General features: G+C 72.4%; 17 protein-coding genes and 2 pseudogenes. 9 read left to right on the top strand and 10 right to left on the bottom strand.

The window, feature by feature from the left end; translation table 11 throughout:
• Nucleotides 1-11 precede the first annotated feature (11 nt).
• From D9753_RS05300 to D9753_RS05285, 4 genes are all read right to left on the bottom strand, one after another.
• Nucleotides 12-986, bottom strand: coding sequence for an acyl-ACP desaturase (locus D9753_RS05300; protein WP_121785949.1), 975 nt, complete (start codon nucleotides 984-986; stop codon nucleotides 12-14).
• Between the two features lie 223 nt (nucleotides 987-1,209).
• Nucleotides 1,210-1,986: a dimethylargininase gene (gene ddaH, locus D9753_RS05295; RefSeq protein ID WP_121785948.1), complete on the bottom strand. Its 777-nt coding sequence runs from the start codon at nucleotides 1,984-1,986 to the stop codon at nucleotides 1,210-1,212.
• Between the two features lie 149 nt (nucleotides 1,987-2,135).
• Nucleotides 2,136-3,761: an ABC-F family ATP-binding cassette domain-containing protein gene (locus tag D9753_RS05290; RefSeq protein WP_121785947.1), complete on the bottom strand. Its 1,626-nt coding sequence runs from the start codon at nucleotides 3,759-3,761 to the stop codon at nucleotides 2,136-2,138.
• Between the two features lie 311 nt (nucleotides 3,762-4,072).
• Nucleotides 4,073-4,489, bottom strand: a complete 417-nt coding sequence (locus tag D9753_RS05285) for a spore wall synthesis regulator SsgD (RefSeq protein ID WP_121785946.1) — start codon at nucleotides 4,487-4,489, stop codon at nucleotides 4,073-4,075.
• Between the two features lie 241 nt (nucleotides 4,490-4,730).
• Here D9753_RS05285 and D9753_RS05280 point away from each other — a divergent pair, with 241 nt between their 5' ends.
• The gene (locus D9753_RS05280; protein ID WP_205614060.1) at nucleotides 4,731-5,888 is read left to right on the top strand and encodes a WD40/YVTN/BNR-like repeat-containing protein; all 1,158 of its coding nucleotides are present in this window, start codon (nucleotides 4,731-4,733) and stop codon (nucleotides 5,886-5,888) included.
• A 55-nt stretch (nucleotides 5,889-5,943) separates the two neighbouring features.
• Nucleotides 5,944-6,282, top strand: a complete 339-nt coding sequence (locus D9753_RS05275) for a plasmid stabilization protein (protein WP_121785945.1) — start codon at nucleotides 5,944-5,946, stop codon at nucleotides 6,280-6,282.
• A gap of 10 nt (nucleotides 6,283-6,292) precedes the next feature.
• Here D9753_RS05275 and D9753_RS05270 read toward each other — a convergent pair whose 3' ends face one another.
• Nucleotides 6,293-6,589, bottom strand: a complete 297-nt coding sequence (locus D9753_RS05270) for a YciI family protein (RefSeq protein WP_121785944.1) — start codon at nucleotides 6,587-6,589, stop codon at nucleotides 6,293-6,295.
• A 60-nt stretch (nucleotides 6,590-6,649) separates the two neighbouring features.
• Between D9753_RS05270 and D9753_RS05265 the strand changes: the two genes are divergently transcribed.
• Nucleotides 6,650-7,399, top strand: coding sequence for an endonuclease V (locus D9753_RS05265; protein WP_121785943.1), 750 nt, complete (start codon nucleotides 6,650-6,652; stop codon nucleotides 7,397-7,399).
• Here D9753_RS05265 and D9753_RS05260 read toward each other — a convergent pair.
• Nucleotides 7,396-8,574, bottom strand: a complete 1,179-nt coding sequence (locus D9753_RS05260; RefSeq protein ID WP_121785942.1) for a saccharopine dehydrogenase family protein — start codon at nucleotides 8,572-8,574, stop codon at nucleotides 7,396-7,398. The two genes, D9753_RS05265 and D9753_RS05260, sit on opposite strands and share 4 nt — an antisense overlap.
• Nucleotides 8,575-8,981: 407 nt before the next feature.
• Here D9753_RS05260 and D9753_RS05255 point away from each other — a divergent pair, with 407 nt between their 5' ends.
• Genes D9753_RS05255 through D9753_RS05245 form a run of 3 tightly spaced genes read left to right on the top strand, consistent with a single transcriptional unit; the run spans nucleotide 8,982 to nucleotide 13,616 of the window.
• Nucleotides 8,982-10,139 carry a CaiB/BaiF CoA transferase family protein gene (locus tag D9753_RS05255; RefSeq protein WP_121785941.1) on the top strand — a complete coding sequence of 386 codons (1,158 nt, stop codon included), beginning with the start codon at nucleotides 8,982-8,984 and terminating at the stop codon, nucleotides 10,137-10,139.
• A 43-nt stretch (nucleotides 10,140-10,182) separates the two neighbouring features.
• A complete protein-coding gene (locus D9753_RS05250) occupies nucleotides 10,183-11,397 on the top strand; it encodes an acetyl-CoA C-acetyltransferase (protein WP_121785940.1) in 1,215 nt (404 codons plus the stop codon).
• A gap of 41 nt (nucleotides 11,398-11,438) precedes the next feature.
• Nucleotides 11,439-13,616 carry a 3-hydroxyacyl-CoA dehydrogenase NAD-binding domain-containing protein gene (locus tag D9753_RS05245; protein WP_121785939.1) on the top strand — a complete coding sequence of 726 codons (2,178 nt, stop codon included), beginning with the start codon at nucleotides 11,439-11,441 and terminating at the stop codon, nucleotides 13,614-13,616.
• A gap of 150 nt (nucleotides 13,617-13,766) precedes the next feature.
• Here the strand turns inward: D9753_RS05245 and D9753_RS05240 are convergent, their stop codons facing one another.
• Nucleotides 13,767-14,549 (bottom strand): MerR family transcriptional regulator, encoded by a 783-nt coding sequence (locus tag D9753_RS05240; RefSeq protein WP_121785938.1) that lies wholly within the window; start codon nucleotides 14,547-14,549, stop codon nucleotides 13,767-13,769.
• Between the two features lie 252 nt (nucleotides 14,550-14,801).
• On the opposite strand from D9753_RS05240, the pseudogene D9753_RS05235 reads away from it, so the two are divergent.
• Nucleotides 14,802-16,278, top strand: a pseudogene (locus tag D9753_RS05235) (amino acid permease).
• A gap of 285 nt (nucleotides 16,279-16,563) precedes the next feature.
• On the opposite strand, the gene D9753_RS05230 reads toward D9753_RS05235, so the two are convergent.
• The gene (locus D9753_RS05230; protein ID WP_121785937.1) at nucleotides 16,564-18,051 is read right to left on the bottom strand and encodes a M1 family metallopeptidase; all 1,488 of its coding nucleotides are present in this window, start codon (nucleotides 18,049-18,051) and stop codon (nucleotides 16,564-16,566) included.
• Nucleotides 18,052-18,227: 176 nt separating this feature from the next.
• Here D9753_RS05230 and D9753_RS05225 point away from each other — a divergent pair, with 176 nt between their 5' ends.
• Nucleotides 18,228-20,177: a Xaa-Pro dipeptidyl-peptidase gene (locus D9753_RS05225; RefSeq protein ID WP_121785936.1), complete on the top strand. Its 1,950-nt coding sequence runs from the start codon at nucleotides 18,228-18,230 to the stop codon at nucleotides 20,175-20,177.
• Between the two features lie 297 nt (nucleotides 20,178-20,474).
• On the opposite strand, the pseudogene D9753_RS05220 reads toward D9753_RS05225, so the two are convergent.
• Nucleotides 20,475-21,389 (bottom strand): annotated as a pseudogene (locus D9753_RS05220) (FAD-dependent oxidoreductase).
• 157 nt (nucleotides 21,390-21,546) lie between these two features.
• On the opposite strand from D9753_RS05220, the gene D9753_RS05215 reads away from it, so the two are divergent.
• Nucleotides 21,547-23,187 carry an ABC-F family ATP-binding cassette domain-containing protein gene (locus tag D9753_RS05215; RefSeq protein WP_121785935.1) on the top strand — a complete coding sequence of 547 codons (1,641 nt, stop codon included), beginning with the start codon at nucleotides 21,547-21,549 and terminating at the stop codon, nucleotides 23,185-23,187.
• A gap of 58 nt (nucleotides 23,188-23,245) precedes the next feature.
• On the opposite strand, the gene D9753_RS05210 is transcribed toward D9753_RS05215, so the two are convergent.
• The gene (locus tag D9753_RS05210) at nucleotides 23,246-25,705 is read right to left on the bottom strand and encodes a Tex family protein (RefSeq protein ID WP_121785934.1); all 2,460 of its coding nucleotides are present in this window, start codon (nucleotides 25,703-25,705) and stop codon (nucleotides 23,246-23,248) included.
• Between the last annotated feature and the right edge of the window lie 382 nt (nucleotides 25,706-26,087).

Below are 26,087 nucleotides of genomic sequence, written 5' to 3'. Positions count from 1 at the left end.
CGCGCGGGCCGTCAGGCGCCGGCGCGTGCCGCCATCCGGGCCTTGCGCGCGGCGAGCTTCTCGTCGAACTTCGAGGCCTCCGTGTCCAGCCCGCCCAGGAACAGGCCCAGTTCCTCCTGCGCCTTGAGTCCCTCGGGGCCGAGACCGTCGATCTCCAGGACCTTGAGGAAGCGCAGCACCGGCTGGAGCACGTCGTCGTGGTGGATGCGCAGGTTGTAGACCTCGCCGATCGCCATCTGCGCGGCGGCCCGCTCGAAGCCGGGGATGCTGTGGCCGGGCATGCGGAAGTTCACGACGACGTCCCGGACCGCCTGCATGGTCAGGTCGGGCGCCAGCTCGAACGCGGCCTTCAGCAGGTTGCGGTAGAAGACCATGTGCAGGTTCTCGTCGGTCGCGATGCGGGCCAGCATGCGGTCGCAGACCGGGTCGCCGGACTGGTGGCCGGTGTTGCGGTGCGAGATCCGGGTGGCCAGCTCCTGGAAGGCGACATAGGCGATCGAGTGCAGCATCGAGTGCCGGTTGTCGGACTCGAAGCCCTCGCTCATGTGGGACATGCGGAACTGTTCCAGCTTGTCCGGGTCGACGGCGCGCGAGGCGAGCAGGTAGTCGCGCATCACGATGCCGTGGCGGCCCTCCTCGGCCGTCCAGCGGTGCACCCAGGTGCCCCAGGCGCCGTCGCGGCCGAAGAGCGACGCGATCTCGTGGTGGTAGCTGGGCAGGTTGTCCTCGGTCAGCAGGTTGACGACGAGGGCGATGCGGCCGATCTCCGTGACCTTGGACTGTTCTTTCTGCCAGGCCTCGCCGTCCTCGAACAGGCCCGGGAAGTTACGTCCGTCGGTCCACGGCACGTACTCGTGCGGCATCCAGTCCTTGGCGACTTTCAGATGCCGGTTCAGCTCTGTCTCGACCACTTCCTCCAGCGCGTGGAGCAGCCGCGCGTCGGTCCAGGCGGACGGACTGCCGAGTTGGGGGGAGGTGATCGTCACGGGAACTCCAGGGGGACGCCGAACAGGGGGAGGGGAGGCCCGGCGAGCGGTGCCGGGATCCTACGAAATCGTAGGCTACGAACCCGTAGGTTACGAAGCCGTAGGTTAAGAGTGTCGTAAAGGACCGCTGATCAGCCGCCGGGAGGGGGTGCCTCGCGCGGGGTGCGCGGCAGCCCCGGGACCCACAGGTCCCGCGGTTGCCGGAGGGCACGGGATCGCCCGGTCAGGCGTACAGCTCCCGCATGCGCACCGAGAGGCAGGTCACACAGCCCTCCAGTTTCTCGAACTCGCCGATGTCCACCGTGACCACGTCGTGGCCGAGGTCGGTCAGCAGCTCCGCCGTCCTCGGGGCGCTCGCCGCCATGAGCAGTTTTCCGCCGCCGAGCAGCACCACGTGCGCGCCGGCCTCCTCGGGCACCGACAGGAAGCCCGGGAACAGCGACGGCCGGTCCACCTTCGGGATGTGGCCGATCACCGTGCCGTCGGGCAGCGCGGTCACGGCCGACTTCAGGTGCAGCACCTTGCTCACGGGTACGGCCACCACCCGGGCCCCCAGCGGTTCGAAGGCCGCGCGCAACTGCTGCACGCCGGCCGGGTTGGTCCGTCCGCCCCGGCCCACGTACACCGTGTCGCCCACCTTCAGGACGTCACCGCCGTCCAGCGTGCCCGGGTCCCAGATCCAGTTCACCGAGCAGCCGAGGCGGGCCACCGCCTCCTCGACACCGGCGGTCTCCGGCCGCCGGGACGCGGCTCCGGGACGGGTGATCAACGCCACGTTCCGGTACATGACCACGGTGTCCTCGACGAACACCGAGTCGGGGCAGTCGTCGGCCGGTTCGACCTCGATGGTCTCCCAGCCGTTCGCGCGCAGTGCCTCGACGTAGGCCTCCCATTGCTCGGTGGCGAGCCCGACGTCGACCTTCTCCCGCTCGACGTGCGTCACCAGGCCGTCGGCGAGGCGGGGGCTGGGGCGGCGGACGAGGGCCTTCTTGCTGGGCACGACGGGCCTTTCGGGTCTGGCGGTCGACGGTGCGGTTCTCCGGTGCCGGCTGCGCCGGCACCGGTCCGCCATGATGCAGGGCGCCGCGCGGGACGCACAAAACCGTCGCTGCCGCCCCGCGGCCGTCCAGGGTTCGCCGTCCGGACCGGTCAGGCCGGGTCGCCGAGCGCCTCGGGTGTCGTCTCCCGCAGCTCTCCTCCCTCCATCAGCAGCCAACGCGTGATCCCGATCGACTCCAGGAACGACAGATCGTGGCCGGCCACGATCAGCGCGCCCTCGTACGACTCCAGGGCCGAGATCAGTTGCCGGACGCTGGCCAGGTCGAGGTTGTTGGTCGGCTCGTCGAGCAGCAGTAGCTGGGGCGCGGGCTCGGCGAGCATCAGCGCGGCCAGGGCCGCCCGGAACCGCTCACCGCCCGACAGGGTGCCCGCCGTCCGGTCGGCCCGCGCGCCCCGGAACAGGAAGCGGGCCAGACGCGCCCGGATCCGGTTGCCGGTGGCGTCCGGCGCGAACCGGGCCACGTTCTCGGCCACCGTCAAGCCGTCGTCCAGCACGTCCAGCCGCTGGGGCAGGAACCGCAGCGGCACGTGCGCCGTCGCCGCGCCGGACACCGGGGCCAGTTCCCCGGCGACGGTCCGCAGGAGCGTCGTCTTGCCGGCGCCGTTGCGGCCGACGAGCGCGATCCGCTCCGGGCCGCGCAGGTCGAGCACGCCCTCCACGCGCGCGTGGTGGACCATGTGCAGGTCCTCCAGGGTGAGCACCTGCCGTCCGGGCGGTACGGCCGTGCCGGGCAGGTCGACGCGGATCTCGTCGTCGTCCCGTACGGCCTGAGCCGCCTCGTCCAGGCGTTCCCGGGCCTCGGCGAGCCGGTCCTCGTGCAGCAGGCGGTGCTTGCCCGCGGACTCCTGGGCGGCACGTCTGCGGGCGCCCATGACGATCTTCGGTGCGCGCTTGGAGTCCCACATCTTCTGCCCGTAGCGCTTGCGCCGGGCCAGCTTGACCTGCGCGTCGGACAGTTCCCGCCGCTGCTTGCGCACATCGGCCTCGGCGACGCGCATCATCCGCTCGGCCGCCTCCTGCTCGACGGCCAGCGCCTCCTCGTAGGCCGAGAAGTTGCCGCCGTACCAGGTGACCTCGCCCGAGCGCAGCTCCGCGATCCGGTCGACCAGGTCGAGCAGTTCCCGGTCGTGGCTGACCACGACCAGTACCCCCGGCCAGGAGGTGACGGCCTGGTACAGCCGACGGCGCGCGTACAGGTCGAGGTTGTTGGTGGGCTCGTCCAGCAGCAGGACGTCCGGGCGGCGCAGCAGCAGCGCGGCGAGCCGCAGCAGCACCGACTCGCCGCCGGAGACCTCGCCGACGGTCCGGTCCAGACCGATGTGGCCGAGACCGAGTTCGCCGAGGGCGGCCAGGGCACGCTCCTCGACGTCCCAGTCGTCGCCGAGCGTCTCGAAGTGCTCCTCGGCGACGTCGCCCGCCTCGATGGCGTGCAGCGCGGCGCGCCGGTCGGCGATGCCGAGGGCCTGGTCGACGCGGAGCGCGGTGTCCAGGGTGACGTTCTGCGGCAGGTAGCCGATCTCGCCGGCCGCATTGACGGTGCCCGCGGCCGGGACCAGTTCGCCGGCCAGCAGTTTCAGCAGGGTGGACTTCCCTGATCCGTTGACGCCGACGAGCCCGGTCCGGCCGGGGCCGAAGGCGAGGTCGAGGCCGTCGAGGACGGCGGTGCCGTCGGGCCAGGCGAAGGACAGGGACGTACAGGTGAGGGAAGCGGACATGGGTGCCTCGTTACGGTGCGAAACGGTCGGGGGACACGTGTCGAGACACCGCGAGGCGGAAACCGAGGGACCTGGGAACGCAGGAGGCCGCGAGAGAAGGCCTCTGCCAGGGACGGACGGCTCGGACGCCGAGGTCGTACGCCGCGCACACCTCACCGGTGCGACGCGGTGTCTCAGGACCTCAGACGAGCAACGTCCTTCTCCAATCGGCGGCAACAGAACCGCTGTACACCGTAGGAGGGGGCCGGAGGGCTGTCAACGCGATTACCGTCCCGCCCCGCACGCGCGCGCGTGGCGCCCGGGATCCCGCGCTAGCAGGCGTCCCGCATCAGCTCGGCCAGATCGTGGTCCAGGTCGAACTGGAGGTGTTCCCGGCCGACGGGCACCATCGCGTCGGCCGCCTCCAGGAACCGCCGGATCTCACCGGAGCGCACGTGGACGATCGCGGTGCCCTCGGGGGCGTGGAACTCCAGCACCGTGCGGTCGTACCCGTACGGCCGCACCCGGACGTCGCCGTGGCCCTCCGGTCCCGCCAGCCCGCCCGTCAGCAGCTCCCGGGAGAACGTCCAGCACACCTCGACACCCTCCAGGGTCGCCGGGGCGGGGAACGTCATGCGGACGGCGAACGGGTCACGCCGGTCGTAGCGCAGCGTGGCGGGGATGCTCGGCATGCGCGGTGCGGCGGCGACGAGGCGGGCCTCCACGGGCTGCTCGATGACGGTGGACAACGCGTTGCTCCCTCGTGACGGCTGGACTGCTCCCGGACGTGTGACACCCGGCACCGGAAGAGACGAAGGAAACGGCCGTTGCGTGCACACGGGGAACGAGTGACCTCGGTCACCGGCTTTCATGCACGTGGACCGGTGAGGTGTCCGCGATCACTCCTGCTGCCTTCCGCTGCCGACCGGCGCGGCAAGGACCAGGTGGTCCTCTGGACGGCGCCGGTGCGGTGGGCTAGCTTCGCCCGCCATGAGGCGCTTGGGGAACACGCGACGCAGGGGACGGGCGAACAGACTGGTGGCGTCGGGGCTGGCGTGCGGGGCGGCGCTGGCCGCGCTGACGGCCCCGGCGGCCGGGGCCCGGCCGCTGGAGGACGCGGGCCCCGCGCCGGCGGGTGCAGAGCGGCCGGGGCGGGGCGGCGCGGGCCTGGCGGGCGCGCACTGGGCGCTGAAGGACCCCGGCACCCCGCAGGTCCGCTTCAGGGGGCTCGCGGCCGTCAGCCGGCGCACCGCCTGGCTGGCCGGCACCGGCGGCACGGTGCTGCGTACCACGGACGGCGGCGCCGGCTGGCGGAACGTCTCTCCACCGGGCGCGGCCGGACTCCAGTTCCGGGACGTCGAGGCGTTCGACGCGCGGCGCGCGGTGGTGCTGGCCATCGGGGAGGGCGAGGCGTCCCGCGTCTACCGCACCGCCGACGGCGGAACCACCTGGACGGAGTCCTTCCGCAACACCGACCCGAAAGCCTTCTACGACTGCCTCGCCTTCTCCGACCCCCGCCACGGCCTCGCCCTGAGCGACCCGGTCGACGGCAGGTTCAGGCTCCTGTCCACCGCCGACGGCGGCCGCTCCTGGCGCGTACTGCCCTCGGACGGCATGCCGCCCGCCCTGGACGGTGAGGCGGGCTTCGCCGCGAGCGGGCAGTGCCTGGTCACCTCCGGACCGAGGGACGTCTGGCTGGCCACCGGCGGTGGAGCCCACGCGCGCGTGCTCCACTCCGCCGACCGCGGACTCACCTGGACGGCCGCCGACACGCCGATCCCGGCGGGCGATCCGGCCAAGGGCGCCTTCGCGCTCGCCTTCCGCGACCGTACCCACGGCATCGCGGTCGGCGGCGACTACCGCCCCGACCAGCCCTCACCGCACGACGCGGCGGTCACCGCCGACGGCGGCCGGACCTGGCGGCCCGCCGCCGTCCAGCCGCCCGCCTACCGCTCCGGTGCCGCCTGGATCCCGCACAGCCGCGGCGCCGCACTGGCCGTCGGCCCGGCCGGCACCGACCTGACCACCGACGGCGGGCGCGGCTGGCGCACGATCGACACCGGGTCGTACGACACCGTGGCCTGCGCGCCCGACCTGGGCTGCTGGGCGGCCGGCGAGCAGGGCAGGGTGGCCCGGCTGGACCGCTGACGTAGGTGGGCGGAACCCGGGTACCCGTTCCCCGCCGCAAAGGAAAGGAGCGATCATGCCAGCCGGTTCCAGCCCCAAGCGCGAGCGCCAGTACGAGCACATCAAGGACAGCGCCCAGGAGCGGGGCGAGAGCGAGGGACGCGCCAAGGAGATCGCCGCGCGGACGGTGAACAAGGAACGCGCGCGTTCGGGCGAGTCGAAGACCGCCAGCCGCAGCTCCACGAAGGACATGTCGTCCGGCGAGCGGGGCGGTCAGCGATCGGGCAACCGGTCCGGCTCGCACGGACCCACCCGCGACCAGCTCTACAACGAGGCGAAGCAGCGCGGCATCGAAGGCCGCTCGAACATGAACAAGGACGAGCTCCAGCGCGCGCTCGACTCGAAGAAGGGCTGAGCCGCCGGGCTCAGCCGAGCGTCTGCCGGTGGCGCGCCAGCTCCGGAGCCGTCTTCGTCGCGATGAACTCCGTGACGCGGTAGGCGCACACACCGGCGACGGTGAACGGGTCGCCCGCGACGACCTCCTCGATGCGGGCGCGATCCTCGGCGACGGCCAGGATCACACCTCCGTCGCGGGGGTTCTTGCGTCCGGAGGCCAGGAAGAAGCCCTTCTCGTACTGCTCCTCCAGCCAGGCCACGTGGTCCGGCAGAACGGCGTCCACGGCATCGAGCGGCGCGGTGTAGGTCAGCTCCAGAACGAACATGATCGCGAGCCTACCCCCGCCGGACCGGCACCCCGTGGCCGGCCCGTACAGTCGCCCACCATGACGACCGTCGGCGTACCCGCGGGCTGGCCCGCGACCGAGGAAGAGGCCCGTGCCGTACAGGACGGGCTGCGCGGGCGGGTCGTCCTCGACGAGCCCGGACCACCGCCGGGGACCGGCCGGGTCACGGGCGTCGACGTCGCCTACGACGACGGCCTGGACCTGGTCGCGGCGGCGGCCGTCGTGCTGGACGCCGCGACCCTGGAGGTCGTCGCGGAGGCGACGGCCGTGGGCCGGGTCTCCTTCCCGTACGTGCCCGGGCTCCTCGCCTTCCGCGAGATCCCGACCGTGCGGGCCGCCCTGGACCGGCTGCCGTGCCCGCCCGGCCTGGTGGTCTGCGACGGCTACGGGGTGGCCCACCCGCGCCGCTTCGGCCTGGCGAGCCACCTCGGCGTGCTCACGGACCTGCCGACCATCGGCGTCGCCAAGAACCCGTTCACCTTCACGTACGACGACCCGGCGCCGGCGCGGGGCGGTTCCGCGCCGCTGCTCGACGGGGCCGAGGAGGTCGGCCGCGCCCTGCGCACCCGGGACGGCGTCAAGCCGGTGTTCGTCTCGGCCGGCCACCGGGTGAGCCTCGGCACCGCCCTGGCGCACACCCTGGCGCTCACCCCGCGCTACCGGCTCCCGGAGACCACGCGCCGGGCGGACGCCCTGTGCCGGCAGGCCCTGCGGGAGGCCGTCAGGGCCTTTCCCGCGGATGAGGCCGCTTCCGGCCGGCCGCGGCGCGATCCGGGCGACAGGCCCTAGCGTTCCGCCGCCACCCGGAAGGTGATGCCGGCGGCGCGCAGCCGCTCGGTCAGGGCGTCACCCATCGCCTCGGCCGTGGTGACCTGTCCGGCCGTCGGCGGCAGGTCGTCGAAGGCCAGGCTCAGGGCCGCCTCGGCGAACATCTTCGCCGTCTCGTCGTAACCGGGGTCGCCGCCCGCGACTTCTGTGAACACGCGGCGCCCGCCGCCCTCGCCGACGAACCGCACCCTGAACCAGCTCTTCGCCCGCTTCTGCGCGCTCGGTCCGTCGCCCGGCCGGAGCCGGTCCGACAGCCGGCGCCGGACTGGCGGGAGCTGGGCCGCCGCGGTCAGCGCGCCGACGGCGGCGACCGAACCGAGGGCGACCGGCAGGCGCCGGACGGCGGCGTAATGCCGGTAGCGGAAGTCCGGGCCGTACCGCTCCAGCGCCCGTGCCGAACGGCGCACGATCTGCGGGTCGATGGTCGGCAGCGGCAGTGCCCACGCGCCGACCTCGCCGGCGAACCTCGGCACGCCCGTCGGCGCCGTCACCCGGCGGCCCGGCAGTCGCGGCTCGTACCGGACCCGCTCGCGCGCGGCGCCCAGCATCTGCCGTCCGCGCGCCATCTGGTTCAGCGCCGAGGCGAGGGTGCCACCGGAGAAGGCCGCGTCGGCGGTCACATAGCCGTCCACGGTCAGCGGAACACCTTCCGGCAGTTGCCGGACCGTGAAGTACGCGCCGAGATCGTGCGGTACGGAGTCGAACCCGCAGGCGTGCACGAGACGTGCGCCCGTCTCGCGCGCGCGTGCGTCGTGCCGGACGTACATCAGGTCGACGAACTCCGGCTCACCCGTGAGGTCCAGGTAGTCCGCCCCCGTGTCGGCGCAGGCGGCGACGAGTTCCGCACCGTGCAGCACGTACGGCCCCACGGTCGTGGCGACCACGCGCGCGTGCTCGGCGAGGGCGCGCAGGGTGGCCGGTTCGTTCACGTCGGCCCGCAGCATGCCGGCGTCCGCGCCGCCGGGCAGCCGATCGCGCAGCTCCTCCAGCCGGCGTTCGTCGCGGCCGGCGATCGCCCAGCGCAGGTCCTTCGGCGCGTGCGCGGCGAGATACCGCGCCGTGAGCGTGCCGACGAAGCCCGTGGCTCCGAAGAGCACGAGGTCGTAGGGACGGTCCGTCCTGTTCAGCCTGCTCATGACACCCCTCGGTTCGTGCAGCCCGTCGTGCAGCCCGCGCCACTGTCGGTGGCTGAGGCTAGCGTGAGGAGTGCGGTGTCCGACACGTCACCCGGAGGAAGCGATGACGGTGGCCGGGAATGCCCCGAAGAAGCGGGAGGAAGCACCCGCCCGCGCCTCCGCAGGAGAGCCGCGGGCCGGTCGCCCGGGGCGCCGCGCGGTACGGGCCGGCACGCGCCACCCGTAACCCGGGAGGTGCGGGCGCGCGGGGGGCACCGGGGGGTACCCGTCACTCTCCCGGGTGATGCGCGGTGGGACGGGCACTCCGCTAAGCGCTTGCTCGTTCAGGTCTTGTGCCCGGTGGAACGCGTTCTTAGCATCATCGGTGTTACATCAGTTCTGTCACACACGCACGGGGAGCTGGTCGCATGACAACGGCAGGGACGCCGATGCCGGACGCCGGCCCGCTCCGCGGCGTGCGCGTGGTCGAGCTGGCCGGCATCGGACCGGGCCCGTTCGCCGCCATGCTGCTGGCCGACCTGGGTGCCGACGTGGTCCGGGTGGACCGCCCGGGCGGCCCCGGCCTCGCCATCGACCCCGCATACGACGTCACCAACCGCAACAAGCGCTCGGTCGTGATCGACCTGAAGGCACCGGACGGCCCCGCGCGCGTCCTGGACCTCGTCGAGCGGGCCGACGTCCTCGTCGAGGGCTACCGCCCGGGCGTCGCCGAGCGGCTCGGCATCGGCCCCGTGGACTGCCACGCCCGCAACCCCCGCCTCGTCTACGGCCGCATGACCGGCTGGGGCCAGGACGGGCCCCTCGCCCGGCGCGCGGGCCACGACATCGCCTACATCGCGCTCACCGGCACCCTCGGCATGATCGGCCGCCCCGGCGAACCCCCGGCCGTCCCCGCCAACCTTCTCGGGGACTACGCGGGCGGCTCCCTCTACCTGGTCGTCGGCGTCCTCGCCGCCCTGCACCACGCCCGCGCGACCGGCACCGGCCAGGTGGTCGACGCCGCCATCGTCGACGGCACGGCCCACCTGTCCGCGATGATCCACGGCATGCTCGCCGCCGGCGGCTGGCAGGACCGGCGCGCCGCCAACCTGCTCGACGGCGGCTGCCCCTACTACGGCACCTACGAGACCGCCGACGGCGGCCACATGGCGGTCGGCGCCCTGGAGGAGAAGTTCTACGACGAGTTCCTGCACCTGCTCGGCCTGGACGACCCGGCGTCCGCCCGCACGGACCCGGCCCGCTGGGAGGAGCTGCGCGAACGGATCGCCGCCCGTTTCAGGTCCCGTACCCGGGCCGAGTGGACCGCCGTCTTCGAGGGCTCCGACGCCTGTGTGGCGCCCGTACTGACCCTGCGCGAGGCCCCGCACCACCCGCATCTGGCCGCCCGCGGCACCTTCACCGACAACGACGGCGTCACCCAGCCCGCCCCCGCGCCCCGTTTCTCCGCGACGCCCACCACCGTCCGCCGCGGCCCCGCCCGGCCCGGCGCGGACACGGAGACGGTCGCCCGGGACTGGGGCATACCCGCACGCCCGACCGACGACCTGGTCACCGACGGCGGCTGACCCCGCCCACCCGCTCGGCCCCACCCTCCCGAAAGGCACACCAGTGAGCACCGAAGCGTACGTGTACGACGCGATCCGCACCCCGCGCGGGCGCGGCAAGGCGAACGGCGCCCTGCACGGCACGAAGCCCATCGACCTGGTCGTCGGCCTCATCCACGAGATCCGCGACCGCTTCCCGGGCCTGGACCCCGCCGCGATCGACGACATCGTGCTCGGTGTCGTCGGACCCGTCGGCGACCAGGGCGCCGACATCGCCCGGATCGCCGCCATCGCCGCCGGACTGCCGGACACGGTCGCGGGCGTCCAGGAGAACCGCTTCTGTGCCTCCGGCCTGGAGTCCGTCAACCTGGCCGCCGCCAAGATCCGCTCGGGCTGGGAGGACCTGGTCCTCGCGGGCGGTGTCGAGTCCATGTCCCGCGTCCCGATGGCCTCCGACGGCGGCGCCTGGTTCAACGACCCGATGACCAACCTCGCCGTCAACTTCGTGCCGCAGGGCATCAGCGCCGACCTGATCGCCACCATCGAGGGCTTCTCCCGCCGCGACGTCGACGAGTACGCGGCCCTGTCCCAGGAGCGCGCCGCCACCGCCTGGAAGGAAGGGCGCTTCGACCGCTCGGTGGTGCCCGTCCGGGACCGCAACGGACTGGTCGTCCTGGACCACGACGAGCACATGCGCCCCGGCACCACCGCCGACTCCCTCGCCAAGTTGAAGCCGTCCTTCGCGGACATCGGCGAGCTGGGCGGCTTCGACGCCGTCGCGCTGCAGAAGTACCACCGGGTGGAGAAGATCGACCACGTCCACCACGCAGGCAACTCCTCCGGCATCGTGGACGGAGCCTCGCTCGTCGCGGTCGGCTCCAGGGAGGTCGGCGAGCGCCACGGCCTCACCCCCCGCGCCCGGATCGTCGCCGCGGCCGTCTCCGGCTCCGAGCCCACCATCATGCTCACCGGCCCCGCCCCCGCCACCCGCAAGGCCCTGGCCAAGGCCGGCCTCACCATCGACGACATCGACCTGGTCGAGATCAACGAGGCGTTCGCCGCGGTCGTGCTGCGCTTCGTGCGGGACATGGGCCTGTCCCTGGACAAGGTCAACGTCAACGGCGGCGCCATCGCCCTCGGCCACCCGCTCGGCGCCACCGGCGCGATGATCCTCGGCTCGCTCATCGACGAACTGGAGCGCCAGGACAAGCGCTACGGCCTCGCCACGCTCTGCGTGGGCGGCGGCATGGGCGTCGCCACCATCGTCGAGCGCGTCTGAACTCCCTGCGGAACCAAGCGACTTCAACGGAGACGACTGTCATGACCGAGAGCACCACCATCCGCTGGGAGCAGGACGACACCGGTGTCGTCACCCTCGTCCTGGACGACCCGGACCAGTCCGCGAACACCATGAACCAGGCCTTCCGGGCCTCCGTCACGGCGATCGCCGCGCGCGCGGAGGCCGAGCAGGACTCCATCCGCGGCATCATCTACACCTCCGCCAAGAAGACCTTCTTCGCGGGCGGCGACCTCAAGGACATGATCAAGGCCCGCCCCGAGGACGCCCAGCAGGTCTTCGACACCGCGACCGAGATCAAGAACGCGCTGCGCCGCATCGAGACCCTCGGCAAGCCGGTCGTCGCCGCCATCAACGGCGCGGCCCTCGGCGGCGGCTACGAGATCGCGCTCGCCTCCCACCACCGCATCGCCCTGGACGCCCCCGGCTCCCGGATCGGCCTGCCCGAGGTCACCCTCGGCCTGCTGCCCGCGGGCGGCGGCGTCACCCGCACGGTACGGCTGATGGGCATCACGGACGCCCTGCTGAAGGTGCTGCTCCAGGGCACCCAGTACACCCCGCGGCGCGCCCTGGAGAACGGCCTCGTCCACGAGGTGGCCGCGACCGAGGAGGAGATGCTCGCCAAGGCCCGCGCCTTCATCGACGCCCACCCCGAGTCGCACCAGCCCTGGGACGTCCCCGGACACAAGATCCCCGGCGGCACCCCGGCCCACCCGAAGTTCGCCGCCAACCTGCCCGCGTTCCCGGCCAGTCTGCGCAAGCAGACGGCCGGCGCCCCCTATCCGGCCCCGCGCAACATCATGGCCGCCGCCGTCGAGGGCTCCCAGGTCGACTTCGAGACCGCGATCACCATCGAGACCCGCTACTTCACCGAGCTGGTCACCGGCCAGACCGCGAAGAACATGATCCAGGCGTTCTTCTTCGACCTCCAGGCGGTCAACTCCGGCGTCAGCCGCCCCCAGGGCATCGAGCCCCGCCCGGTCCGCAAGGTCGCCGTCCTCGGCGCCGGCATGATGGGCGCCGGCATCGCCTACTCGTGCGCCCGCGCCGGCATCGACGTCCTCCTGAAAGACGTCTCCCTGGAGGCGGCCGTCAAGGGCAAGGGGTACTCCGAGAAGCTGTGCGCCAAGGCCGTCGCCAAGGGCCGTACCAGCCAGGAGAAGGCGGACGCGCTGCTCGCCCGGATCACGCCCACCGCCGACGTGGCCGACCTCGCGGGCTGCGACGCGGTCATCGAGGCCGTCTTCGAGGACACCGCCCTCAAGCACAAGGTGTTCCAGGAGACCGAGTCCGTCGTCGCCCCCGACGCGCTGCTGTGCTCCAACACCTCCACGCTGCCCATCACCACCCTCGCCGAGGGTGTGCAGCGCCAGGCCGACTTCATCGGGCTGCACTTCTTCTCACCGGTCGACAAGATGCCCCTCGTGGAGATCATCAAGGGCGAGCGCAGCGGCGAGGAGGCCATCGCGCGCGCCTTCGACCTGGTCCGGCAGCTCAACAAGACGCCGATCGTCGTCAACGACTCGCGGGGCTTCTTCACCTCCCGGGTGATCGGCCACTTCATCAACGAGGGCGTCGCCATGGTCGGCGAGGGCATCGAGCCCGCCTCCGTGGAGCAGGCCGCCGCCCAGGCCGGCTACCCGGCCAAGGTGCTCTCGCTCATGGACGAGCTGACCCTCACCCTCCCGCGCAAGATCCGCCACGAGACCCGGCGGGCCGTGGAGGAGGCGGGCGGCACCTGGACGGCGCACCCGGCGGAGGCGGTCGTCGACCGCATGGTCGACGAGTTCGGCCGCCCCGGCCGCAGCGGCGGCGCCGGGTTCTACGACTACACCGAGGACGGCGGGCGGGCCGGACTGTGGCCGGGCCTGCGCGAGCACTTCACCACGGCCGGGTACGAGATCCCGTTCCGTGACATGCAGGAACGCATGCTCTTCGCCGAGGCCCTCGACACCGTACGCCTCCTGGAGGAGGGCGTCCTCACCTCGGTCGCCGACGCGAACATCGGCTCCGTCCTCGGCATCGGCTTCCCCGGCTGGACCGGTGGTGTCCTCCAGTACATCAACGGCTACGAAGGGGGCCTGCCCGGATTCGTCGCCCGCGCGCGCGAGCTGGCCGAGCGCTACGGCGAGCGGTTCACCCCGCCCGCGCTGCTCGTGGCGAAGGCCGAGAAGGGGGAGACCTTCACGGACGCCCGCTGACCCAGTGGCCTGCGGGCCTGCCGACCGCAGGCCCGCAGGGCGTCCGCCGGCGAACCCCTCCGCCCCCCGCCGGGGCGCGCCCGCGCCGCCTCAACCCCACCCGCTGTCGCCGTCCCGCCCGCCCTGCCGGCCCCGGCCGCTGTCGCCGTCTCAGCCGTCCAGCCCGCCCCGGCTGCTTTCGCCGCCTGCGGCCTCGTCGGCCTCGCCGCCCGCGGGCTCGCGGGGATCGCTCAGCCAGCCGCGCAGCTCCTGCCGCAGGGAGCGCTGGAACGTCGTGAGCAGTGCCTGTACCACCAGCGGGTGCATGTGGGCCGTCAGCGACTTCACGTCCTCCGCGGCCAGCTCGGACACCGCCGCGCGCAGCAGCCGGGACAGCTCCTGCGCCGCCGCGCGTGAGTGTTCCAGCAGCACCTCCCGTGCCGCGAGAACCACCTCCTGCGACAGCGGTACGTCGAGCAGCTCGACACCCAGCCGCAGCAGCCCCGCGTCGACCCGGTAGCCGCCGTCCTCGCACGCGACCACGTCCAGGGCGGCCAGCCGGGCCACGTCCGTGTCGCTCAGTTCCCGTCCCGCGAGCCGGCGCAGTTCCTCGCGCGTCACCGCCTCCACCGTGTCCGGCGCCCAGGAGGCCACCACCGCCCGGTGGATGGCGAGGTCCTGTGCGCTCAGGTCCGGCGGCAGCCGGCGCAGATGCCGTTCGATCGCCGACAGCGTCATGCCCTGCCGTTGCAACTCGTCGATCAGGGCCAGACGCGCAAGGTGCTCCGGTCCGTAGTGCCCGACCCGGCGCGGACCGAGCGCCGGAGGGGGCAGCAGCCCCTTGGTGCCGTAGAAACGGACGGTACGGACGGTGACGCCCGCCCGCGCGGCCAGCTCGTCGATCGTCAGCGTGGGCCCGCCCGGATCCGTCTGCTCCGTGGTGTCGGTCGTCATGTGCAGCAGTATCGCTGTCCCAGCAACGCTGTGACACCTCACGCGTCGCCGTGAAACGCCCCGTGACGTCTGCTTTTCCTCCCTCCGGGCCTGTGAGAAAGGACGCTCTGTGACGTGGGCCACCGCGTGCCGGCCGGACCCTCTGGGAAGCTGCTGTCTTGGTCTGTGCCGCGACACACCAGGGTGGTGCGGGCCAGGACCTGCACGAACCCCGGCCCACGAGGCCGGGCGCACCAGGAAGTGAAACCACCCGTGAGCAGCAAGGACGCCGTGGACACGACACAGGCCGCCGACCGTCCCGAGGTGGCCCGGACGCCCGCGGACGCGGGCGACGCCGGTTACAGCAAGGACCTCAAGGCCCGCCACGTCAACATGATCGCGATCGGTGGCGCCATCGGCACCGGTCTGTTCCTGGGCGCCGGCGGACGCCTGCACAACGCGGGCCCGGCGCTCGCCCTGGCCTATCTGATCTGCGGCATCTTCGCCTTCTTCGTGGTCCGGGCCCTCGGCGAGCTGGTCCTGTACCGCCCGTCCTCCGGGTCCTTCGTGTCGTACGCGCGAGAGTTCCTCGGTGAGAAGGGCGCCTACGTCGCCGGCTGGATGTACTTCCTGAACTGGTCGACCACCGGCATCGCCGACATCACCGCGATCGCGCTCTACGCGCACTACTGGAGCATGTTCACCTCCATCCCCCAGTGGGTGCTGGCGCTGATCGCCCTCGCGGTGGTCCTCGCCGTGAACCTGATCTCCGTGAAGATCTTCGGTGAGCTGGAGTTCTGGTTCGCGATCATCAAGGTCGCCACCCTCGTGAGCTTCATGCTGATCGGCATCTTCCTGCTGGCCACCCAGCACGACGTCGACGGCACCCGGCCCGGCCTCAGTGTGATCGCCGACCACGGCGGCTTCTTCCCGCACGGCGCGATGCCGGTGGTCCTCGTCATGCAGGGCGTGATCTTCGCCTACGCCGCCCTCGAACTGGTCGGCGTCGCCGCCGGCGAGACCGCCGAGCCGGAGAAGATCGTCCCGCGCGCGGTGAACTCGATCATGTGGCGCGTGGGCCTGTTCTACGTCGGCTCGGTCGTCCTGCTCGCGCTGCTGCTGCCCGGCTCGGTGTACTCCGCCGACCAGAGCCCGTTCGTGACCGTGCTGTCCAAGATCGGCATCCCGGCAGCCGGTGACGTGATGAACCTGGTGGTGCTGACCGCCGCCATGTCCTCGCTCAACTCCGGGCTGTACTCCACCGGCCGCATCCTGCGCTCCATGGCCACGGCCGGCTCCGCCCCGAAGTTCACCGCCCGCATGAACCGCAGCCAGGTCCCCTACGGCGGCATCCTGCTGACCTGCGCGGTCTGCGTCCTCGGCGTCGTCCTGAACTACCGTCTGCCCAGCCAGGCCTTCGAGATCGTGCTGAACGTCGCCTCCCTCGGCATCATCAGGCACCTGGGTGATCATCATGGTCTGTCACCTGGTCTTCGTCCGCCGCGCCCGCGAGGGGCAGGTGACCCGGCCGCACTTCCGGCTGAAGTTCAGCCCGGTCACCGAGATCGCCACGATCGCCTTCCTCATGGTCTGCCTCGGCCTGATGTGGAACGACGCCGAGGTCGGCCGCAAGACCCTGCTCCTCCTCCCGGTGATCTGCGTCATGCTGGTCGCCGGCTGGTTCGGCGTCCGCCGCCGGGTGGCCCGGAACACCGGCCGGGACACGGTGGACGCACCGGCCTCGAAGTAGCTCTTCAGCGGCCACTGTCAGTGGCATCGCCTACGGTGGCGTCATGCCGGGGATTTACACCCCGGGGTGACCCACCGCGCTTTCGGCTGCCCGGGGCGCCGGGGTGACCCCCAGAATCGTCTTCACCGCTCGGCCGGACGGGTGCGGGGTCGCATGGACATGCTCTGCGCCGGCCTCTGCACCCCCAGGAACTCCAAGAACGCGAACTGGTCAAACGCTCCGGGCTCGCAGACACGATCGCCGCCGCGCTCCGCCGGGGTCCGTGCCCGGTGCGGGCTGCGCCGGTCAGTGCCCGTGCACGCCGTTCGTCGCCTCGATCTTCTTCCACGACTTCGGCTGCGCCACCGTCGTACCCGCCCGCGTCAGCGCGCGGGCCGCGGGCGCGGCCGGCTTCGACGGCTGGAACAGCCAGGTGTCGAACAGCGCGGACAGGGGCCTGCCGGACACCTGCTCGGCGTACTTCTGGAAATCGGCCACCGAGGCGTTCCCGTACGCGTGCGTCTTCGGCCAGCCCTTGAGGACCGCGAAGAACGCGTCGTCACCGATGGCGTTGCGCAGCGTCTGGATGGCCAGGGCGCCCCGGTCGTAGACGGCGGCGGAGAACTGCTCGTCCGGGCCCGGGTCGCCGGGCCTGACCGTCCAGAACGGGTCGTCGGCCGGGTGCGAGGCGTACACGTAGTCGGCGAGTTCCTGCGTGGTGCCCTCGCCCTCCGCGTCGGACCACAGCCACTGCGCGTACCGGGCGAAGCCCTCGTTGATCCAGATGTCCTTCCAGCCCTTCAGCGACACGTCGTCGCCGTACCACTGGTGGGCCAGCTCGTGCACGACCACGGAGGTGTTGGAGCCGTTCGCGAACTGCTTCTGGCTGTAGTAGACCCGGCTCTGGGTCTCCAGTGCGTACCCGGTGGTGGTGTTCGGCACGTAGCCGCCCGCCGAGCTGAACGGATACGGCCCGAAGTAGCCGCTCAGCCAGTCGACGATCTCCCCGGTGCGCTCCACACTGGCCCGCGCGGCCCCGTCGTTGTCACCGAGGTCCTTGCTGTAGGCGTTGACGACGGGCACCCCGCCGTCGGAGGTGCCGGTGGTGATGTCGAATCTGCCGAACGCCAGTGTGGCCAGATAGGTCGCCTGCGGTTTGTTCTGCCGCCAGTTGTAGCGGGTCCAGCCCAGCTTGGAAACGGTCGACTGGAGCGTGCCGTTGGAGATGGCCTGGGTGCCGTCCGGCACGGCCACCGACACGTCGTAGGTGGCCTTGTCGCTCGGGTGGTCGTTGCTCGGGAACCACCACCAGGCGGCCTCGGGCTCGTCGGCGGCCACCGCGCCGTCCGGGGTGCGGTGCCACGTCGTGAACCCGTAGGCGCTCTTCGCCGACGGCACCCCGCTGTAGCGGACCACGACCGTCACCGGCGTGCCCTTCGCCAGCGGCGTCTTCGGGGTGACGACCAGTTCGTGCTGGCCGGAGGCCGTGAAGGCCGCCTTGGTGCCGTTGACCCGCACCTCGCTGACATCCAGCAGGAAGTCCAGGTCGAAGCTGGACAGGTCCTGGGTCGTCCTCGCCAGAATCGTCGCCGTGCCCTCCAGTTCGTCCGTCGACGGCTGGTACTGGAGCCTCAGGTCGTAGTGGGAGACGTCGTAGCCGCCGTTGCCGTAGTCCGGGTAGTAGGGGTCGCCGATGCCCGGTGCGCCGGGGGACCAGTTCGCGGCCGATGCCGGGATCGCCAGCAGGAGGGAGGCCGCCGCCAGGGTGCCCGGCGCGATGATTCTGCGGTGCACGTCAGCTCCAAGTCGTCGGGAGTGCCAGTACGTTCGGAGAACTCTGTCCGCAGCCTATTCAGTCCCTGTGGCCGCTGACCTGTCCATGCCCCTGCTGTCACACGATCGCCATTCAGCCGTCACGGGCCCCGGAGAGCCCTCTTCTGCGCGGCAGTTGGCGGCGGTACCGTCCGCGCATGCCGAAACGCAAGCGCTCCACATTCCGGAGAACGCTCGTCATCGCCGCCGTCGCCGCCCTGACGGCCGTCTTCCCCACCCCGGCCGGCGCCCAGGCCGCACCCCGGGAGAGCAGACCCGTCTACTCCTACGCCGACGCCGTCCGCGAATCCGTGTGGGTGGACACCGGCCTCGACGAGGACCGCGACGGACGGACCGACCGCGTCGCCGCCGACATCGTCCGCCCCGCCGAACCCGCCCGGCAGGGCCGCAAGGTGCCGGTCATCATGGACGCCAGCCCCTACTACTCCTGCTGCGGACGCGGCAACGAGAGCCAGCGCAAGACGTACGACGCCCAGGGCCATGTGGTACAGATGCCGCTGTTCTACGACAACTACTTCGTGCCCCGCGGCTACGCCTTCGTCGGCGTCGACCTCGCCGGCACCGACCGCTCCGACGGCTGCGTCGACGTCGGCGGGCGCTTTGACATCGGGTCCGCGAAGGCCGTCGTCGACTGGCTGAACGGCCGCGCCCGGGCGTACACCAGCCGTACCGGCGGCACCCCGGTACGGGCCGGCTGGACCAACGGCAGAACCGGCATGATCGGCAAGAGCTGGGACGGCACCATCGCCAACGGCGTCGCCGCCACGGGCGTCAAGGGCCTGAGGACCATCGTCCCGATCAGCGCCATCTCCTCCTGGTACGACTACTACTTCGCGCAGGGCGCCCCCCTCTACGACGGCGGCCCCGACGAACTGGCCGGCTACGTCGAGAGCGACGACGCGCAGGCCCACTGCGCCGCAGTCCGGCAGAAGCTCGCCGACGGCAGCCCGCGCAGCGGCGACTGGACCCCGCTGTGGACCGAACGGGACTACGTCAAGGACGCGGGCAGAGTACGCGCCAGTGTGTTCCTCGTCCCCGGCATGCAGGACCTCAACGTCCGCACCAAGCACCTCGGCCAGTGGTGGGACGCCCTCGCCGAGCACGGCGTCCAGCGGAAGATCTGGCTGTCGCAGACCGGTCATGTCGACCCGTTCGACTACCGGCGCGGCGCCTGGGTCGACACCCTGCACCGCTGGTTCGACCACGAACTCCTCGGCTACGACAACGGCATCGACCGCGAGCCCACGGCCGACATCGAACGCCACCCCGACCAGTGGGTCACCTCGGCGGCCTGGCCCCCGCGCGGCACCCGCGCCACCGTCCTGCACCCGGCGTCCGGCACGCGGGCCGGCGTCGGCACGCTCGGGCTGCGCCCGGCCGCCGGCACCGAGACCTTCACCGACGACCCGCGGCATAGCGAGACCGACTGGGCCGCGCACCTCACCATGCCCACCCCCGAGAAGGCCGGGTTCCTCACGGCACCGCTCACCCGCGACCTGCGCCTGTCCGGCTCCTCCCGGGTGACGGTCACCGCGACCCCGACCACCACCTCCGCCCACCTGTCCGCCGTCCTGGTCGACCTCGGCCCGGACACCATCCGCGACTACGCCGACAGCGCCGAGGGCATCACCACCCTCACCGACCGCACCTGCTGGGGTGCGAGCACGGCCGGGGACAGCGCCTGCTTCAAGGAGACCCGGGCCAGGACGGCCGCCGTCGACCACACCGTGTTCAGCCGTGGCTGGGCCGACCTAGGCCATCACGCCTCCCTGGACAAGGGCGTCCCGCTCACCCCCGGCAAGCCGTACACGATCACCCTCGACCTCGCGGCCACCGACCACGTCGTACCCGCCGGACACCGGCTCGCGCTGATCGTCGCCGGCACGGACCGCGACCTCATCGACCCGCCCGCGTCGGCCGCGCCGACACTCACGGTGAACCTGTCCGGTACGAGCGCGCGGCTCCCGCTGGTCGGCGGTGCGGCGGCGTTCGCCCGCGCCACGTCCGGCAACGCCACGGCTCCCGCGCCGACGCCCCTGTCCGGCGTCCGCGCACCCCGCGTCATCCACCACGTCCCGGCGGCCTGACGGCCCGGCCCCCACCGACCACGCCCTCCGGCCGCCTGCCCACACCACAGGCGGCCGGTCCGCGCGCCCCTACGGCCGGAGCCCGCTCGTCCGGCCGGGAACACCAGCCCGTCTGCGACGGGGGCCCCGGGAACACGAGCCTGCCCCGCGACGGGGACCCCCGGAACACGAGCCCGCCCCCGCGACGGGGACCTCCGGGAACACCAGCCCGCTCACCCGGCCGGGAACACCAGCCCCCCCCGCGACGAGAAACCCTGGAAACACGCGACCTGAAACCTCGGGCCCTACCACTCCCACTCACACCCCCGGGTACGCCAGTTCGGCCGCTTCGCGGGCGCAGCCCCAGGCCACCGTGATGCCGGCGCCGCCGTGGCCGTAGTTGTGCACCAGGGCGCGGCCGTCCGGCAGGGGCCGGCGTTCCAGCCGTACCGCGTCGCGGGCCGGCCGCAACCCCACCCGGTGGGCGAGCACCCGGGCCCCGGTGATCTCCGGACGGACCGCCGCGCAGCGGGCGACGATCGCCGCGGCGGTGTCCGGGTCCGGCTCCAGCGACCAGTCGTCCTCCTCCGCCGTACCGCCGAGGAGCAGCCCGCCCGGCTGCGGGATGAAGTAGGCGGAGGCGGCCGAGGAGTGGTCGACGGACGTGAACCAGGTCGTGACGCCCGGGTTCTCCACCACGACCAGTTGCCCGCGCACGGGACGCAACGCCGGATCCGGCACCAGCGAACGGGCGCCCAGACCGGAGCAGTTGACCACCACGGCGGCGGGCACCGCGGCCAGGTCGGTCACCTCCCGCACCTCCACCACCCCGCCCGCCCTCACCAGCCGCTCCCGCAGCTACGCCAGATGCACCGGCATGTCGATGACCGGAAGCCGTGCCGCAAGCCCGCCGGACACCGCCCGCAGCCCCGGCACCCGGCCCGCCCACGCGCCCAGCCCGTCCAGCCGCGCCCCCTGGTGCACGCCCTCCACCAGGCGTACGCCCGTCTCCCCGGGCCGCGCCGCCAGCTCCTCGTACACCGTCAGGGAGTGCAGTGCCCACGCGCCGACCAGCGGCTCCGGCTCGATGCGGTACGGCCACCACAGCCCGCCCGCCAGCGCGGAGGTCGTCCGCTCGGCCGGCTCCCGCGCCCACACCCGCACCCGCCGCCCGGACTCGGCCAGCAGCACGGCCGTCGTCAGCCCGGCGATCCCGCCTCCGACCACGATCACTTCGTCACTCGGCTCGCTGTCCACGCCAGGACGATAGGCCCCGCGGGTGTCCGGCGGCACCCCGCGGCCGAAGGGGCGGGCCGGCGTACCCGGCGCCCCGGTGAGCGGCGGAAACGGGGCCGAGCCACGTACGTACGGCCATTAGGATCGACGCCTGATGACTGCCACCCTCGTTGCCAAGAACCTCGCCGCCGGCCATGGCGACCGCTCCCTGTTCTCCGGGCTCGACCTGGTCGTCGCGCCCGGCGACGTCATCGGGCTGGTCGGCGCCAACGGCGCGGGCAAGTCGACCCTGCTGCGGATGCTCGCCGGCCTCACCCCGCCCGAGCAGGGCGAACTCCGACTGTCCCCGCCGGCCGCGACCGTCGGCCACCTGCCGCAGGAGCCGGAGCGCAGGCCCGGAGAGAGCGTCCGGGAGTTCCTGGCCCGCCGTACCGGTGTCACCGAGGCCCAGCGGGTCATGGACGAGGCCACCCAGGCACTGGTCGACGGCGCGCCCGGCGCCGACGACGCCTACGCGACCGCCCTCGAACGGTGGCTCGGTCTCGGCGGCGCCGACCTGGACGAACGCGCCGAGGAGGTCGCCGGTTCCCTCGGCCTCGCCGTGGACCTGGAGCAGTCGATGACGTCGCTCTCCGGCGGCCAGGCGGCCCGCGCCGGTCTCGCGTCCCTCCTGCTGTCGCGGTACGACGTCTTCCTCCTGGACGAACCCACCAACGACCTCGACCTGGACGGCCTGGAGCGTCTGGAGCGGTTCGTCACCGGCCTGCGCGCGGGCACGGTCGTCGTCAGCCACGACCGCGAGTTCCTCACCCGCACGGTCACCAAGGTCCTCGAACTGGACCTCGCCCAGCGGCGGATCAACCTCTACGGCGGCGGATACGAGGCCTATCTGGAGGAGCGGGACGTGGCCCGCCGGCACGCCCGCGACGAGTACGAGGAGTACGCCGACAAGAGGGCCGGCCTCCAGGACCGCGCCCAGACGCAGCGGTCCTGGATGGACAAGGGCGTCAAGAACGCCCGGCGGAAGGCCGGCAACGACAACGACAAGATCGGCCGGAAGTTCCGCAGCGAGGCCAGCGAGAAGCAGGCCGCCAAGGCCCGCCAGACCCAGCGCATGATCGAGCGCCTGGAGGTGGTCGAGGAGCCGCGCAAGGAGTGGGACCTGCGCATGGAGATCGCGTCCGCGCCGCGTTCCGGCGCGGTCGTGGCGACGCTGCGGGACGCCGAGGTGCGGCGCGGCGGCTTCTCCTTCGGCCCGGTGTCCTTGCAGATCGACTGGGCCGACCGGGTCGCGGTCACGGGCGCCAACGGCGCGGGCAAGTCCACGCTGCTCGGCGCCCTGCTGGGCCGGGTCCCGCTCGACGCGGGGCACGCGGCCATGGGCTCCGGTGTCCTGGTCGGCGAGGTCGACCAGGCCCGCCGGCTGTTCCACGGGCCGGAGTCCGTGCTCGACGCCTTCTACGCGGCCGTGCCCGACACCGAACCGGCGGAGGTCCGCACGCTGCTCGCCAAGTTCGGCCTGAAGTCCGGTCACGTCCTGCGCCCGGCGGCGACCCTCTCCCCGGGCGAACGCACCCGCGCCGGACTCGCCCTGCTCCAGGGCCGGGGCGTCAACCTCCTGGTCCTGGACGAGCCGACGAACCACCTGGACCTGCCGGCCATCGAGCGGCTGGAGTCGGCCCTCGACGCCTACGAGGGCACTCTGCTGCTGGTCACCCACGACCGGCGCATGCTGGACGCGGTCCGGGTGACCCGGCGCCTCGAGGTGGCGGCCGGCAAGGTGACCGAGCGCTAGACCGGTCCGGGGCGGATCGCCTGGGGGGCCGGAGCCGGGTGGCTCCGGCCCCGCCCGGTCAGCGCTTCTTCGGGTTCAGCAGGCCCGCGCGGCGCAGGGCGTCGGCCATGGCGCTGTTGGCCGGTGCCGGTGCCGGCGCCGGCGCCTGCCGTCCGCCCCTGTCACCGCCCGCACGTCCCTGCCGCTGCCCCTGGTCGCCGCTCTGCCGCCGGCCCTGGCCACCGCCACCGCCGCTCTGCCGCTGGCCCTGGCCGCCACCGCTCTGCCGCTGCTGGGGCGGCCGGGTGCCGCCGCGCTGCGGCCTGCCGCCGCCCTCGCCCTGGGGTGCCGCCTCGTCGTCCAGGCGCAGGGTCAGCGCGATCCGCTTGCGCGGGATGTCGACGTCCAGGACCTTCACCTTGACGATGTCACCCGGCTTCGCGACGTCGCGCGGATCCTTGACGAACGTCTTCGACATGGCGGACACGTGCACCAGGCCGTCCTGGTGGACACCGACGTCGACGAACGCGCCGAACGCGGCCACGTTCGTCACCACGCCCTCCAGGACCATCCCGGCGGACAGATCGGAGATCTTCTCCACGCCGTCCTTGAAGGTGGCCGTCCGGAAGGCGGGACGCGGGTCACGCCCCGGCTTCTCCAGCTCCCTGAGAATGTCGGTGACGGTCGGCAGACCGAACGTGTCGTCCACGAAGTCGGCGGGCCGCAGCGAACGCAGGACACCCGTGTTGCCGACGAGGGACGCCACCTCCTGACCCGTGGTCTTCACCATGCGGCGCACCACCGGGTAGGCCTCGGGGTGCACGCTGGAGGCGTCCAGCGGGTCGGCGCCGCCCCGGATACGCAGGAAGCCCGCGCACTGCTCATAGGCCTTCGGGCCGAGCCGCGGCACCTTCTTCAGCTCGCCGCGCGAGACGAAGGGGCCGTTGTGGTCCCGGTGCGCGACGATGTTCTCGGCGAGTCCGGCGGAGATGCCCGACACGCGCGACAGCAGCGGCACGGACGCGGTGTTGACGTCCACGCCGACGCCGTTCACACAGTCCTCGACGACCGCGTCCAGCGAGCGGGACAGCTTCACCTCGGACAGGTCGTGCTGGTACTGCCCGACACCGATCGACCTGGGGTCGATCTTCACCAGTTCGGCCAGCGGATCCTGGAGGCGCCGGGCGATGGAGACCGCGCCGCGCAGCGACACGTCCATGTCGGGCAGCTCCTGGGAGGCGTACTGCGAGGCCGAGTACACGGACGCGCCCGCCTCGGACACCATCACCTTGGTGAGCTTCAGTTCGGGGTGCCGGGCGATGAGTTCACCGGCGAGCCGGTCGGTCTCACGGGAGGCCGTGCCGTTGCCGATCGCGACCAGCTCGACCGCGTGCTCCCGGGCCAGTCGCGCCAGCCGGTCGATCGCCTCATCCCACTTGTTGGCCGGCACGTGCGGGTGGATCACGTCCGTGGCGACGACCTTGCCGGTGGCGTCGACGACGGCGACCTTCACGCCCGTACGGAAACCGGGGTCCAGGCCGAGCGTCGCGCGGGTGCCGGCCGGCGCGGCCAGCAGCAGGTCGCGGAGGTTCGCGGCGAACACGTTCACCGCCTCGTCCTCGGCCGCCGTACGCAGCCGGAGGCGCAGGTCGATGCCGAGGTGGACCAGGAGGCGGGTGCGCCAGGCCCAGCGGACCGTGTCGTTGAGCCACTTGTCGCCCGGGCGGCCCCGGTTCGCGATGCCGAACCTCGCGGCGACGACACCTTCGTACGAGGACGGGCCCTCCGTGGGCTCCTCCGGCTCCAGGACGAGGTCCAGAACCTCCTCCTTCTCGCCGCGCAGCATCGCCAGGACACGGTGCGAGGGCAGCTCGGTGAACGGTTCGGCGAAGTCGAAGTAGTCGGCGAACTTGGCGCCCGCCTCCTCCTTGCCCTCCCGGACCTTCGCGACCAGCCGCCCGCGCACCCACATGCGTTCGCGCAGCTCGCCGATCAGGTCGGCGTCCTCGGAGAACCGCTCGGTGAGGATCGCCCGCGCGCCCTCCAGCGCGGCCTGCGCATCGGCGACGCCCTTGTCCGCGTCGACGAACGCCGCCGCGGCGGCCGTCGGATCGACGCCGGGATCGTCCAGCAGCCGCTGGGCCAGCGGCTCCAGGCCCGCCTCACGCGCGATCTGCGCCTTGGTGCGCCGCTTGGGCTTGTAGGGCAGGTAGACGTCCTCCAGGCGGGCCTTGGTCTCGGCGCCGCGGATCCGGGCCTCCAGCTCCTCGGTCAGCTTGCCCTGCTCCCGCACCGACTCCAGGATCGCGGTCCGCCGCTCCTCCAGCTCCCGCAGATAGCGCAGCCGTTCCTCGAGCGTGCGTAGCTGCGCGTCGTCGAGCATCTCGGTCGCTTCCTTGCGGTAGCGGGCGATGAAGGGCACCGTGGAACCGCCGTCGAGCAGTTCCACCGCGGCCTTCACCTGCCGCTCCCGTACGCCGAGTTCCTCGGCGATCCTGCCTTCGATGGACCCTGCTGCCAGGGAACCGGGTGTCGTCACGATCCCGTACCGCCTTCTCCACTGAGGTTGCGCGGCAATTGTGGCAGGTGACACCGACAACCGGGGATCAGGGCGATGCGCGGCGGGGCGCCGGTGTGACTGGTCGGGATAGTTGCTTCCAACATGAATGGCAATGCGCTGAACGTCGACACGGGTCCGTCCCGAACGTCTCATGCATGTACTGCGTGATCAGCCGGACCTCGGACCGCGTGGATCGCCTCACGGGCCTCCTTATCGACCTTCCGGCTGGAACTGCTCCTCCCAGCGGATCAGCGTCCGAAGCCCGACCGACCTCTGCCAGGTGTTCCGGCTTGACCGACTTCAGCCGGTTGCGGCGTCAGGCCGCCCAGGCTCCTGGGCTGGCGGCCTCGGCACCTCGGTG

Origin of the sequence: Streptomyces dangxiongensis (genome assembly GCF_003675325.1) — a bacterium.
In the GTDB taxonomy this organism is placed as follows: domain Bacteria; phylum Actinomycetota; class Actinomycetes; order Streptomycetales; family Streptomycetaceae; genus Streptomyces; species Streptomyces dangxiongensis.
Note: the sequence above shows the minus strand (reverse complement) of the source record. Positions and strands in the feature narration are given on the sequence as shown.